The sequence below is a fragment of the Epilithonimonas sp. 33E genome (genome assembly GCF_059372615.1).
Map to the genome: position 1 here is coordinate 2,578,055 of NZ_CM182009.1, position 14,154 is coordinate 2,592,208.

General features: G+C 36.0%; 13 protein-coding genes. 8 read left to right on the plus strand and 5 right to left on the minus strand.

The window, feature by feature from the left end:
* The first annotated feature begins 523 nt into the window (after positions 1-523).
* Complete coding sequence (gene prfB / locus AC5P2S_RS11830) at positions 524-1,636, plus strand: peptide chain release factor 2 (RefSeq protein WP_283416860.1); 1,113 nt, start codon at positions 524-526, stop codon at positions 1,634-1,636.
* Between the two features lie 88 nt (positions 1,637-1,724).
* On the opposite strand, the gene AC5P2S_RS11835 is transcribed toward prfB, so the two are convergent.
* The gene (locus tag AC5P2S_RS11835; protein ID WP_494554986.1) at positions 1,725-3,053 is read right to left on the minus strand and encodes a dihydrolipoamide acetyltransferase family protein; all 1,329 of its coding nucleotides are present in this window, start codon (positions 3,051-3,053) and stop codon (positions 1,725-1,727) included.
* A 126-nt stretch (positions 3,054-3,179) separates the two neighbouring features.
* On the opposite strand from AC5P2S_RS11835, the gene AC5P2S_RS11840 reads away from it, so the two are divergent.
* The 3 genes from AC5P2S_RS11840 to lolA1 all read left to right on the plus strand — a co-directional run bounded on the left by AC5P2S_RS11840 (position 3,180) and on the right by lolA1 (position 7,017).
* A complete protein-coding gene (locus tag AC5P2S_RS11840) occupies positions 3,180-3,470 on the plus strand; it encodes a putative quinol monooxygenase (protein WP_283416858.1) in 291 nt (96 codons plus the stop codon).
* 142 nt (positions 3,471-3,612) lie between these two features.
* On the plus strand, positions 3,613-6,234 hold the full coding sequence (locus AC5P2S_RS11845) for a T9SS-dependent M36 family metallopeptidase (RefSeq protein WP_494554987.1): 2,622 nt from the start codon (positions 3,613-3,615) through the stop codon (positions 6,232-6,234).
* 141 nt (positions 6,235-6,375) lie between these two features.
* On the plus strand, positions 6,376-7,017 hold the full coding sequence (gene lolA1, locus AC5P2S_RS11850) for an outer membrane lipoprotein periplasmic chaperone LolA1 (RefSeq protein WP_283416856.1): 642 nt from the start codon (positions 6,376-6,378) through the stop codon (positions 7,015-7,017).
* Positions 7,018-7,069: 52 nt separating this feature from the next.
* Here the strand turns inward: lolA1 and AC5P2S_RS11855 are convergent, their stop codons facing one another.
* The gene (locus AC5P2S_RS11855; protein ID WP_379953609.1) at positions 7,070-7,789 is read right to left on the minus strand and encodes a DUF4294 domain-containing protein; all 720 of its coding nucleotides are present in this window, start codon (positions 7,787-7,789) and stop codon (positions 7,070-7,072) included.
* 38 nt (positions 7,790-7,827) lie between these two features.
* Here AC5P2S_RS11855 and chrP point away from each other — a divergent pair, with 38 nt between their 5' ends.
* The 3 genes from chrP to rpe are packed head-to-tail and all read left to right on the plus strand — an operon-like array spanning position 7,828 to position 10,021.
* The gene (gene chrP / locus AC5P2S_RS11860) at positions 7,828-8,904 is read left to right on the plus strand and encodes a chryseobasin maturation metalloprotease ChrP (protein WP_494554988.1); all 1,077 of its coding nucleotides are present in this window, start codon (positions 7,828-7,830) and stop codon (positions 8,902-8,904) included.
* A 1-nt stretch (position 8,905) separates the two neighbouring features.
* Complete coding sequence (locus AC5P2S_RS11865) at positions 8,906-9,361, plus strand: DUF4440 domain-containing protein (RefSeq protein WP_494554989.1); 456 nt, start codon at positions 8,906-8,908, stop codon at positions 9,359-9,361.
* 9 nt (positions 9,362-9,370) lie between these two features.
* A complete protein-coding gene (gene rpe, locus AC5P2S_RS11870; protein ID WP_494554990.1) occupies positions 9,371-10,021 on the plus strand; it encodes a ribulose-phosphate 3-epimerase in 651 nt (216 codons plus the stop codon).
* Between the two features lie 148 nt (positions 10,022-10,169).
* Here the strand turns inward: rpe and AC5P2S_RS11875 are convergent, their stop codons facing one another.
* From AC5P2S_RS11875 to purC, 3 genes are all read right to left on the minus strand, one after another.
* Entirely contained in the window at positions 10,170-10,589 is a 420-nt protein-coding gene (locus AC5P2S_RS11875) for a nucleoside-diphosphate kinase (protein WP_283416852.1), read from the minus strand.
* A gap of 378 nt (positions 10,590-10,967) precedes the next feature.
* A complete protein-coding gene (purF, locus tag AC5P2S_RS11880; protein WP_494554991.1) occupies positions 10,968-12,488 on the minus strand; it encodes an amidophosphoribosyltransferase in 1,521 nt (506 codons plus the stop codon).
* 18 nt (positions 12,489-12,506) lie between these two features.
* Complete coding sequence (gene purC, locus AC5P2S_RS11885) at positions 12,507-13,229, minus strand: phosphoribosylaminoimidazolesuccinocarboxamide synthase (protein ID WP_494557029.1); 723 nt, start codon at positions 13,227-13,229, stop codon at positions 12,507-12,509.
* 197 nt (positions 13,230-13,426) lie between these two features.
* On the opposite strand from purC, the gene AC5P2S_RS11890 reads away from it, so the two are divergent.
* Positions 13,427-14,125: an SMUG2 DNA glycosylase family protein gene (locus AC5P2S_RS11890; RefSeq protein WP_494554992.1), complete on the plus strand. Its 699-nt coding sequence runs from the start codon at positions 13,427-13,429 to the stop codon at positions 14,123-14,125.
* The last annotated feature ends 29 nt before the right edge of the window (positions 14,126-14,154 follow it).

Below are 14,154 nucleotides of genomic sequence, written 5' to 3' on the forward strand. Positions count from 1 at the left end.
AAGACGGTAAAAATCGGAAATGGTTGCCTCAATTTTTAAAATAAATAAAAATAAATTTAAAAATAACTGATTATCAATCAAATAAATTTAAATAAACTCTTGCAGGTTTTTTTAATTTCGCAGATTATATAAAACAAAATGAGCTTAATCTGTAAAAATCAGCGAGAAACAAATTTAAATTATGGCAATCCCCTCGCCTTCCTGAAGCCATAGCTCGGGTCGGGCTATCCGCTACAATCTTTTTTGTGGAACACGTTTCCAGCTTTTGATTAAATTTTTCAAGCCACAAAAAAGGATTTCCACTACTATCCCTATTGCAGCTTCGCAAGAAATAAAGTTTCGCCAATCATAACACGCAACATCATAATATTGTAAAAAAAGATTCTTTCCTAAGCAAAGCGACTTTGTGAAACCTAAAATATTTTCAATTAGATAAATGACCTTTGTGTTAAAATTTTTGAATTAAATACGAATCATCAGTATTCATTATTTTCTCCTTATTTTTGCAAAAATTAAAACAAACGTGGTAAACACAGACCAAATAAAAGATATACAATCCAGAATAGAAGACCTTCACAAATTTCTCGGCATCGAGAAAAAGAAAATCGAGATTTCTAATGATGACGAAAAAACTGCCGCTCCGGAATTCTGGGAAAAACCAAAAGAAGCCGAAGTATTCCTCAAACAACTCCGTTCCAAGAAAAAATGGGTGGAAAGTTATGAGGAAATCAATGCTCAGTTTGAAGACTTACAGGTTCTTTTAGAATTCGCAAAAGAAGACCCCGAATCAGAAAAAGAATTAGACGAATCTTTTCCTGAGTTGGTGGAAAAAGTAGAGAATCTGGAATTCAAAAATATGTTGTCCAACGAAGGCGACGAATTATCTGCGGTTCTTCAGATCACAGCCGGAGCCGGCGGAACAGAATCCTGCGACTGGGCCAGTATGCTCATGCGTATGTACACAATGTGGGCAGACAAACAAGGCTACAAAATCCGTGAACTGAATTTCCAGGAAGGCGATGTTGCCGGCGTAAAAACGGTAACTTTAGAAATCGAAGGCGAGTTTGCTTTCGGTTATCTGAAAGGTGAAAATGGCGTTCACCGATTGGTAAGAATTTCACCATTTGACAGTAATGCTAAGCGTCATACGAGTTTCGTTTCTGTTTATGTTTACCCTTTGGTTGATGACACGATTGAAATCAACATCAACCCTGCTGATATTAGTTTCGAAACCATGCGAAGTTCCGGTGCTGGTGGACAAAATGTAAACAAGGTGGAAACCGCAGTTCGACTTCGTCACGCACCAACTGGAATTATTATTGAAAACTCAGAATCGCGTTCTCAGCTTCAGAACAAGGAAAAAGCAATGCAACTTCTACGTTCCAGACTTTATGAAATCGAACTCGAAGAACGAATGAAAGCCAGAAACGAAATCGAAGCGGGAAAAATGAAAATCGAATGGGGTTCTCAAATCCGAAATTACGTGATGCATCCTTACAAATTGGTAAAAGATGTTCGTTCCGGATACGAAACGTCTGATGTGGACAGCGTAATGAATGGGAACCTGACGCCTTTCCTGAAAGCTTACCTGATGAATGAAGGACAAGGTTCTGCAGATGAATTGGATGAGTTGTAGTAAACTTGAATTCTCGCAGATTCAGCAAATCTGGGAATTTGGAAAGTCTTTAAATAATTAAGCCTCAGAATATTCTGAGGCTTTGATTTTATATTTCTGTATTGAGATCCCAATTTTCGAGATAATCGTTGACGTGTTTCAGGAACATCCCACCTAAGCTACCGTCCACTACTCTATGGTCATAAGAATGTGACATAAACATCTTCTGACGGATTGCAATCACATCTCCAAATTCAGTTTCGATAACTGCCGGCTTCTTAACAATAGCTCCAACAGCCAAGATCGCCACCTGAGGTTGAGGAATAATCGGTGTTCCCATCAGGTTTCCGAAAGTTCCGACATTTGAAATCGTGTAAGTCGCACCTTGCGTGTCGGCCGGTGTCAATTTTTTATTTCTTGCTCTGTAAGCCAAATCATTAATTGCTTTTGCCAATCCTGACAAACTCAACTGGTCTGCATTTTTGATAACAGGAACAATCAGGTTTCCGTCCGGAAGCGCCGTTGCCATTCCAATATTGATGTTTTTCTTTTTGATAATTTTGTCGCCATCAACAGACACATTAATCATTGGGAAATCCTGAATCGCTTTCACAACCGCACGAATGAAAATCGGCATAAACGTCAATTTTTCACCATCTCTCTTCTGGTAAGAATTTTTGTTGGCGTTTCTCCAGGTCACAACATTGGTTACATCAGTCTCGATGAATGAAGTAACGTGCGGCGAAGTATGCTTGCTGTTCACCATTGCATCCGCAATGATTTTGCGAACACGGTCCATTTGGATAATCTCATCGCCATCATTTACACTGATTGGCTGGGCTGGAGCAGGTGGAGATTTAACCTCAGAAACCGGTAGAGAAATAGTTTGTTGAGCAGGCGGTGATTGAACTGTCGCTCTATTTTTCACAAATCCAAGAATATCTTCTTTTGTAATCCTTCCTTCTAATCCACTTCCTTTTATCGTTTTAAGTTCAGATTCAGAGATATTTTCCTGCTGAACAACAGATTTTACCAAGGGCGACAGATATAAATCTGAATTTTGATGATTGAATGAGTCAGAATGATTGGATAAAGGTTGTTCAAGCGTTTTTACCACTTCCGGCTCAGGCTGAACAATTTGATCTTTCACTTCTTCATAAGATTTGGGTTCAGGTGCTTCAGAATCCCCAGAACCGCCTTCTGTTTCCAAAATCGCAATGGCTTCACCAATTTTAGCAACTTCGTCTTTCTGTTTAAGAATTTTGATGATTTTTCCGGAAACAGGAGTCGGAACATCAGAATCTACCTTGTCCGTTGCAATCTCCACTACAGATTCGTCTTCTTTTATAAAATCGCCTTCATTAAACAGCCAGCTGATAATTGTCGCTTCCATAACTCCTTCGCCCATACTCGGGAGCAATAGTTTATATTCTGCCATTTTTTGGTTTTTTGAATTTTTCCAAAAGTACATTTTTTTTTATTAATTATATAATTCTATTTTTTTAAAATTTATGAGGGTCTATTTTTTATAAATTTGTTAATCAAAATGTTTTAGAATTATACAATGAATATCTACTTAAGTGCCATCATCCACATCAAAGAAAACTCTATAATGGATGCTATCGAATTATTAAAAAAACTGGTAATAGAAACCCGTAAAGAAAAGGGCTGCGTGCAGTACGATCTCTTTGAAGACAATAGGAATAAAGGTGTGTTTTTCATTCATGAAAACTGGGAAACCAATGAGGATCTTCATCACCATCAGGTTTCTGATCATATGATGATATTCCGTGAAAATATTGCACCTCTGTTAGAAAGTGCCAATAAAGTTTACGTTGGAAACAAACTTTTTTAATTTAAAAAATTAATAATTATCAACTTAAAATATTAACAAATATTCAATCTATCGGATTTTATTTGTGTTTTATTTATAAAATAAGAATATTTTCAATATTTTTGCTAATCTTTAGTTGTAATAAAAATAATAAATTTTAAATATGAAAATAAATCAACTTACTAAATCTGCAGGAATAGGCGTTTTCTTTTTATTTGCCAACTTAAATGCACAATCCAACGAAAAAATCATCAGAAATTTTATCAAAAATGATGTAAGTTTCAAAAACAACTCAACTGCTGATTTTAAAATTCAAAACGAAGATAAATCAGCTAGTTTAAAATCTGAAATTGTCAACGTTCAGCAATATTATAATAATACTCCTATTTATAAATCTTTAGCAAAAGCAGTTATCAGAGATGGAAAAGTTCTTTCTTTCAATAATAACTTCAAACAAATAATTAGCAACAAAAGTATTGTCGCTGACAAAATTGATAAATCAGAGGCATTTTCTACAGCTCTAAGATTTCTTGGAATAGTTGATTCTGGTTTTGAAGTTGTAGATGAAAAAAAGGAAATGGTGAATTTACCTGATGAAAAAGTAGCTAATCTTCGTTTTTATTTTGAAAGAAATAATAATTTGATCCCAGCACAGTTATTTTTCATCAACCAGGCTAAGTCTAATCAGTCTTATGCAATACTGGTAAGCCTTTCTGATGGAGAGATTCTGGAAAACAACAATATGATTATTGATTGTACTTTTGATACTAATCATAATTCTGGAGAATCTTCTGAAACACCTAATGACCATTTATTAAGTCATTTCAATATTTCAACGTCAACCAACAACTTGAATAAGGCTGCTACAGATGCAACATACAATGTATTTCCATTTCCAATAGAAGCACCAACTTTTGGCTCAAGAAGTCTTGTAACTAATCCTTGGGATCTTACAGCATCACCAGAAGGTTGGCATTCTAATGGATCGACAACATATTCGAATACATACGGAAATAATGTCTTAGCATATGTAGATAACAATGCATCAAATACATTTGGATTTTCCCCGAGCAGTACAACAACTGGAAGTTACACCTTTGATTTCCCTTTCGCAGAAAGTACAACTTTAAGCGCTTACGATAATAAGAGCGCTGCGGTAACTAATCTTTTTTATGCAAACAACATGATGCATGACATTATGTATAAGTTTGGTTTTACAGAAACTAGTAAGAACTTTCAAACCAATAACTTTAATAATGGAGGAATAGGAAATGATGCTGTAAGAGCAGAAGCTTATGACGGAAGTGGATATAACAATGCAAATTTCAACTCAGGATATGAAATTTCTCAAGGTAATGTTCAAGCACCAAGAATGCAAATGTTTCTTTGGAACTACGGAATTTCGCTTAAGCAAAGATTATTTTACACAGATGCAACTCTATCAACGAGAGCAGCAGTTAACACAGGTGTCGTATACTATTATCCCACAACAGTTGTAGCAACTGGTTATTACACCGGCAAATATTTAATGGAAACAGGAGTAACAGGAGACGTTGCAGTTCCAACTATTGAAAATTTGTGCACCGCTATACCAGCTGGAGAATTAACAGGAAAAATAGCTATTACTACAACTACTGGTGGTTGTGGATATGATGTAAAGGTGAGAAATGCTCAAACAGCAGGTGCAGTTGGAGTAATTGTACATAGATCTGTTAGTACAGCTATTGACCTAAGTGTCAGCAATTCAACATCTAGCGATATTCACATCCCAGCACTCGTAATTCCAAAAAATGAAGGTGATTTTATTAAGTCTGAACTTACCGCTGGGAGACCAGTTAATGTTAATTTGAAAGATCCTGGATTTGGGTATAAGAACTCCAGCTTTGACAACGGAGTAATGATCCATGAATACGGTCATGGTATCTCTAATAGACTTACAGGCCAAGGATATAGCTGTTTAATGAGTCTGGAGCAAATGGGAGAAGGATGGTCTGATTTCTTTGCTTTGATGTTAACTAATTCTCCTAATGCTACAGCGGATGTTCCTAGAGGAATAGGTACTTATTCAACTAACTCTTCTACAACATCTGGAGGAATCAGACAATATAAATACAGTCCAAATATGAGCATCAATCCTCACACTTATGCTGATACCAATTCTACAGGAGGACAAGTTCATGCGATAGGTGAAATCTGGGCAACCATGCTTTGGGATCTTCATTGGAAAATGGCTGAAAAATATGGCTACAATTCTGATGTAACAGCTGATCCGAATTCAGGTAGCGCAAAAGTTCTACAGTTGGTTATGGATGGGCTTAAATTGCAGCCTTGCAATCCTGGTTTCATTTCCGGTAGAGATGCTATTCTACAAGCAGACCAATTAGCTGGAGGTGCAGACAACTGTCTTATCTGGAATGTATTTGCCAGAAGAGGATTAGGCGTTAACGCATCTGCCGGAAGTTCAAGCAGCATTACAGATCAAGTCAACGGATTTAATGTTCCTGAAGCTTGTATTCTTGCAACAGAAGATATAGCTAAAAATAAAGCTTTTGGTATCTATCCAAATCCTGCAAAAGGAGAATTCTTTATCAAAACCGCACCAACTGTTGGTAATGCGACAATTAAAGTAGAAGTTCTTGACATGAATGGAAAATTGGTTAAATCTATTGAAAGAAAGAAAAACACTTCAGATTCTATCTCAACAAAAGGACTAATCAAAGGAACATACCTTGTTGTAGTTACCGAAAACGGAAAATCTAATACCGAAAAACTGATTGTAGAATAAAATACAATTACATAAAAATAAGACCTTCTCAAATGAGAAGGTTTTTTTTGTAATAAAATGTTTAACAAAATTTTATATCCAAGGATTATTGGCATCAATATTGAAAAACTACCTTTGTTCAAAATTTAATCTGATTAGTAAATGAAAAATTATTTAAAGACATTATTGACTTTAAGCTTTATCGGAAGTAGTTTTATTGCCTATTCTCAATCTATTGACAGTAGGTCAAAAACTATTTTGGATGATATTACAAAAAATTATAAAAGCAAAAAAAATTCCTATTTCAAGTTTTCTTATGGAACAGGAGCTTCAAAAGTGACTCAAAACCAAACAGGAATTTTTTATTCTGACAATAATAAGTACAAGTTGAAAATCATGGGTGTAGAACAGATTTTTGACGGAAATAAGGTTTATAATATTAATGATGAAGATAAGGAAATAACGATATCGAAGCCAAACGATAATCAGGCTCATTTTTCACCTTTAAGTTATCTGGATTCATACAAAAACGAATACAATGTATCCTATTCCGGTAAAAAGACAATCAGTGGAATTCCTGTAGATGTAATCAAAATGACACCAGTTAAAAGCAATGGACTGAAAACTGTTACTCTATATGTCAATACACCTCAAAAAAAGCTGATCAAGCTTGAACAGGTTTCAACGAATAATGATATTGCAATTATCACAATTAATAATTATAAAGAAAACCAAAACTTACCTGCCAATTTGTTTAGCTTCGACAAATCAAAATATCAAAATTACTTGATTACTGAATTATAAGTTAATGATTAATTAAAATAGAAAAAGAGCATTAGAAATTTCTAATGCTCTTTTATTTATTAACTTTATATTCGTTTGCGCCAGGATAAGGTTGTAAGTAACCTAAGTTCCAGTTAGATTGCAGCAAAGATTCAATAAAAAGATCATCTCTGTATTTATGCGGATCGTAAGGTGTTTTTAGGCTAACATCAGCAATATTTCCTTTTACATTCCACCAGAAAGCACTCCAGCCACCTCTCAGTTCTTTGATGATTTCATAAACTGTTTTGCCGGTTGCCCTACTCATTAATTTTGCAAAAACCTGACCTTCCGTTGTCGTTAGCGCTCTTAGCTGCTTCTCATAACTTGCAGCTAATTCAGTTTGTCTCTGTTTCATATATCTACTTCTTTCTGCACCTTTCATATTAGCGCTTTCTTTCTGAATAGCCCTATACTGTTCTAACGCATCAAGAAATAGCGGGTAAACACGATTCAGCTTCTTATTTAGAAAAAAATAAAAATTCCTGTCCAGTTGATTATTAAAATGTGGGTTAGCCCTCAAAGTCAGCTCATCCATTACAATCACCTGTTCTCCGTTTATCTTATATATTTTTGCTTTTTGAACTTCGTCATAGTAATACTCATTTCCATATTCATCCTTCTGTAATTTACTTTTCGGTATGTCATCAAAAGATTTTACCTGAATCGTATCTTGTTGTGAAAAACAATATACTCCAATAAACAGAAAAAGAATCGGAATCAATTTATCAAAAATCATTACTTTTACTTTCATAAATCAGCATAAATTTACATCAAAAATCATTCCTTTATATGAAGTTTGAAAAGAAATCAATTAAGTTTTTAGAACAATATTTAAATACCGCTTCGCCAACAGGGTACGAACATAACGGACAAAGAATATGGATGGATTACATCAAGCCCTATGTTGATAAAATTGAAGTTGACAATTATGGTACAGCCTATGGAATTATTAATCCTGAAGCAGAATTCAAAGTAGTGATCGAAGCTCATGCTGACGAAATCAGTTGGTACGTCAATTATATTACAGATGACGGATTAATCTATGTGATAAGAAACGGAGGCTCTGATCAAACCATCGCACCTTCCAAAGTGGTAAACATCCACGGCGAAAAAGGCATTGTGAAAGGCGTTTTCGGCTGGCCGGCAATCCATACAAGAAGTGCCAATCAAAACGAGCCAACACCTAAAATAGACAATATCTTTATTGATTGCGGTGCAACTTCAAAAAAAGAAGTTGAAGAATTAGGGATTTTTGTTGGATGTATGATAACTTATCCCGACGAATTTTTTGAACTGAATGACAGATATTTCGTTTGTCGTGCTCTTGATAATAGAATCGGTGGGTTTATGATTGCTGAAGTTGCGAGACTTTTGAAAGAAAACGAAAACAAACTGCCTTTTGGATTATACATTACCAATTCTGTACAGGAAGAAGTCGGACTTTATGGCGCGGATATGATTGCCGACACGATCAAACCAAATATTGCCATCGTGACAGATGTGACACATGACACAACAACACCAATGATCGAAAAGAAAAAAGAAGGTGACCAAAAATGTGGAAACGGACCTGTGATTTTCTTTGCACCGAGCGTTCATCATACCATTAGAGAACTGATTATCGACACAGCAAAGTCCAAAGAAATCCCTTTTCAAAGAGCAGCCGCAAGCAGGGCAACAGGAACAGACACCGATGCATTTGCCCACTCAAACGGAGGCGTACCAAGTGCCTTGATTTCTTTACCTTTGCGATACATGCATACAACTGTGGAAATGGTTTCGAAAGAAGATGTCTATAATGTCATCAAATTAATTTATGAAAGTCTTCTGAAAATCGAGCCTGCTATGAAACTAAAATACCATTAACATGAAAAAGTTTTTCATAACATTCGCGATTTTTTCTTCTCTGATTGCACTTTCACAAACTCAAAGCGAAAAAGAACTTTTAGAAACCGATAAAACATTAGCAAAACTATCAATTGAAAAAGGAATTAAAGCAGCTTTTGATGAATATCTAGCGGATAATCCAACTACATTTCCATTCAATAAAGATGTATTAACAGATAGAGTTAAAATCCTGAACAGTTATGCTGGTTTGAAAAGCTTGGAATGGGTTCCTCTCAAAGCAGAAGTGTCACAATCCGAAGATCTGGGATACACCTATGGTATTGGAAAGATTACGGTTGAAGAAGCAGGGAAAACTAAAATTAGCTATTCACATTACATCAGTATCTGGAAGAAAAATAATGTTGGTCAATGGAAATTGATTTTAGATACCGGAAACGATTGCTCAGAAGAAGTTGGCAAAAAATATTTTAAATAAATCGTAAAAATGAAAAACAAACTAATAGCACCTTCGCTTCTTTCTGCAGATTTCGGAAATCTACAGAGAGATATAGAGATGCTTAATCATTCCCAGGCAGACTGGTTTCACGTTGATGTTATGGATGGACGTTTTGTCCCGAACATCTCTTTTGGATTTCCCGTGATGAAAACCGTTCAGCAGCACGCAAAAAAATTTATTGATATCCACCTGATGATTGTGGAACCTGAAAAATATGTTGAAGAGTTCATAGAATATGGTGCAGATCTGGTTTCTGTACATTTTGAAGCCTGTACTCATCTTCACAGAACCATTCATCAGATCCAGGACAAAGGTGCAAAAGCAGGCGTAGTTCTCAATCCGGCAACACCTGTTTTGATGTTAGAGGACATTATTGCGGATGTCGATTTGGTTTTATTGATGAGTGTGAACCCGGGATTTGGAGGACAAAAATTCATCCAGAATACATACAAAAAGATCAGTGAAACCAAAGATTTGATATTGAGTAACAATTCTACCGCATTGATTCAGATTGATGGCGGTGTTAATTTGGACAACGCATCCAGGCTTTTTGAAGCAGGCGCAGATGTTCTGGTTGCAGGAAACGCCGTTTTTTCTTCAGACAATCCGGAGAAAACCATTGAACTTTTGAAAATTTAGGAGCTTAATCCCGCTATCCGCTATATCTTTTTGCCAAGGCTTTTCCATTGCAAAAAAGGATGCCGCTACTATCGGGGCTAATGATAATATCACAAAAAAATAGGCTATCAGATTTGATAGCCTATTTTATATTTAATTTCAGAAGAAATTAGAAAATCTCTCTCCCTGAAAAGTGGAATTGCGCTTCGATAAGAGCGTTCTCATCAGAATCAGAACCGTGAACAGCATTTTCGCCAATGCTTCTTGCGAAAAGTTTTCTGATAGTTCCTTCAGCTGCTTCAGCAGGATTTGTAGAACCAATTACAGTTCTGAAATCTTCTACCGCATTTTCTTTTTCAAGAACCGCTGCTACGATAGGACCGGAAGACATAAATTCTACCAATTCTCCATAGAAAGGTCTTTCGGCGTGTACTTCGTAGAATTTTTTTGCATCAGCTACAGTCAATTGAGTTAGCTTCAATGCTTTAATTTTAAAACCAGCTTCGCTGATTTTTCCAAGAATCGCACCAATGTGTCCATCTGCAACCGCATCTGGCTTAATCATGGTGAAAGTGATTTTTCCTGACATTTCTTATTATTTTTTTTTAAAGAGTTGCAAACTTACAATAATTTTTGCTTATGTTTGCAAACGGAAATTCTTTTTCAAAGAGTCGTTTTTTTTGGCACAGTATTTGTAACATTATTTACGATTCTCATGTTTAATTTGAGTTTTCATGGTTATTAGTTTTTACCCCAACTTCGGTTGGGGTTTTTATTTTATTATGGCTATCACCATTATAAAAAACCGCCAAAAACATGTTTTTGGCGGTTTTATCATAAATTAGTTGATTCTTATCAGCTTGATTTTTATCACACGATCGATCAGCAAGTCATGCGACAGCCCGGTATGGTATTCTTAGAAAGTCTCATAATAGCAACAAAGAACAGATTAAAAGTTGCCTGCTTTTTAATCGCCTTGGTCTACAAACGCTAATTCATCCGGATTTTTCACAGGATATTTCTCTGTGAAGCATCCAAAACAATGGTTAGGTGACCCTAAAATATCAATCAAATTATCGACACTCAAAAACTCCAGGCTGTCCACAGCAAGATAATCTTTGAGTTCGTCTTTGGTCATATTGGCAGAAATTAAGTCATCTTTTGTTGGCGTATCAATTCCTAAGAAGCAAGGTGCAACAATCGGAGGCGACACACTTCTAAAATGGATCTCCTTCACACCGGCATTTTTCAGAATCTTGACCAGACGTTTAGAAGTGGTTCCTCGGACGATTGAATCGTCGATAATCACCACTCTCTTGTCCTTCATTTCGGAAATAATCGGATTGAGTTTCAGGTTGACAAAATGTTCCCTCATCTCCTGAGACGGAATAATGAACGAACGCCCAATGTATCGGTTCTTAATCAAAACCGGCCTGAAAGGAATGCCCGAAGCTTTAGAAAAACCAATCGCAGCAGGAACTCCGGAATCCGGAACACCAATCACAATATCTGCATCTACAGGTGCCTGCTCCCAAATTTTCATTCCCGATTTTTCACGAACTTCATGAACATTAATCCCTTCCAAAGTAGAATCCGGTCTTGCAAAATAGATATATTCAAAAGCGCAGATTTTGTTGACACAATCGTCCTTTACGAGATAAGATTGCAGTCCATCCTCATTATCACTGGTATAAACAATCTCGCCTGGCAAAATATCACGTACATATTGCGCCCCTACTCCATCCAAAGCACAAGTCTCTGACGCTACAACAAATGTATTTTCGTCAATCGCACCCAAAACCAAGGGCCTGATTCCATTGAAATCACGGAAGGCGAAAAATTTATTTCTTGTAATCCCAACAACAGAATAAGCACCTTCGATTTTTTCCATCGTTGCTTTAATGGCACCACGAAGTCCAAGGTCTAGATTCTTTTGAATCAATCTCAAGATAACTTCGGTATCAGAAGTGGCACGAAAAACCACACCTTCATCTTCCAATTCTTTTCTAAGCTGTTTTGCATTGGTCAAATTTCCGTTATGCGCAATAGATAGTATGATCTGGTCATATTCGTTCTTGGCAAAAAACGGTTGAAAATTATATTTCTTTTTATCTCCTGCAGTCGTGTATCTTGTATGTCCGATAACAGTACTTCCCATGAACTGTTCCGGTTCCTCGATCGTTTTGAAAACGTCAAGAACCAGGCCTTCGTCTTTTACAGAAAATATTTTTCCTTTGTTTCCGACCGCAATTCCACAAGCTTCCTGTCCACGATGTTGCAACGCGAACAGTCCGAACTGTGCCAAAGAAAATGTGTCCAGATTTTCTGTAGAATGCAATCCGAAAACACCGCATTCCTCTTCCATCTTATCAAAAGGACAAGCTCCTAATTCTTCCCTGGAAAGATTTTTGGTTTCTTCAAACTCCTGATAACGGTTCTGGAAAGCATATTTTGGTAATGTGCTGTATTTTTGAAATTCTAAATCCATTATAAATTTTCTCGGATTTTATTTTTCTAAGGCGTTTTGTAGTCTGTCAAAAATCTCGACGTAAGCTTCGGTGATTTCGCCCAAATCTCTACGGAATCTGTCTTTGTCAAGCTTTTTCATCGTATCCTTGTCCCAAAGTCTGCAAGTGTCCGGAGAAATCTCATCTGCCAAGACAATCTTACCGTCAGAAGTTTTTCCTAATTCGATTTTAAAATCGACCAGAATCACATTCATTTTATCAAACAAAGCAATCAAAAGCTCATTGATTTTACCTGTCAAAGCGTACATCTCCTTCAGTTCTTCAAACGTTGCAGCGCCTAAAAAAACCGCATGATAATCGTTAATCAGCGGGTCGCCCAGTTCATCTTTTTTATAGCAGATATCGAAGATTGTCACCGGAGATTTAGTACCTTCTTCCACACCCAGTCTCTGAGCCATACTTCCCGCAGCATAGTTACGAACAACCATTTCTAGTGGAATGATGTCCACTTTTTTCACCAGTTGTTCCCTGTCATCCAGTTTTTCGATAAAGTGTGTCGGGATTCCGTTTTCGATAAGATAACCGAATATCAGTGTAGAAATCGCATTGTTCAATTCGCCTTTTCTATCGAACTGACCACGTTTCTGTGCGTTGAAAGCTGTTGCATCATCTTTGTAACGAACAACAACTTCGTCAGGTTTGTCTGTAGCAAAAACCTGTTTAGCCTTACCTTCGTAAAGCATTTCTTTCTTTTGACTCATAATTACTTTCATTTTTTTAAACAGAAATCGTAAATGAATTACAATTTCCATTTAAATTTTTACTATTAGATTTACGCACAAATTTACGAATTTTATATTTCTTTTCGTAAAATTTATAAAATCGTAAATTTCTATTAATTCATATTCTCTATTAGGTATTATATTTGGTAAGAAATAGAAACAAGACTCCCGAATTTATGCCCGAAACTTTTGGTGAAAAAGTAATTGAATTCAATCAACATCTTGAATATTCCGGTTTGCTTCCTGACGGATTCCGGGTTTTGAATCCTTATCTGGACAATCCGGAAACTATGGATGTGATGCAACGATTCTACAACAAATATTATAATGATCCGGAAGTGAGAAAATTCATTATCGGAATTAATCCAAGCAGACACGGCGCCGGTGTGACAGGAATTCCTTTTACAGACACCAAACGCTTGAAAGACGTTTGCGGAATCGAAATGAAATCCGCTTACACACACGAGATTTCTTCAGTCTTTATGTATGATATGATTGACGCCTATGGCGGAGCAAAAAGCTTCTATCAGGATTTTTATATCAATTCCCCACTTCCTTTGGCTATGATCAGAAAAACAAAAGAAAATAAATGGATTAATGCCAATTATTATGATGACAAGTTTTTATTTGAAATGGTAAAACAATTCATGATTGATTCTCTGAAAAAGCATATCAGTTTAGGAATCGATACTTCAAAAGTTTATGTTTTGGGAAAGAAAAACGCAGATTTCATCCATAAATTAAATTGTGAAGCTAAATTATTTGATGAATTAAAAATACTGGAACACCCGAGATTTATTCAGCAATACAAATCGAAAGAAAAGCAATTGTATATTGATAAATATATTCTCACTCTTAATAATCTTGACAAATAAAAAAAGCATTTCAGGTTTGAAATGCTTTT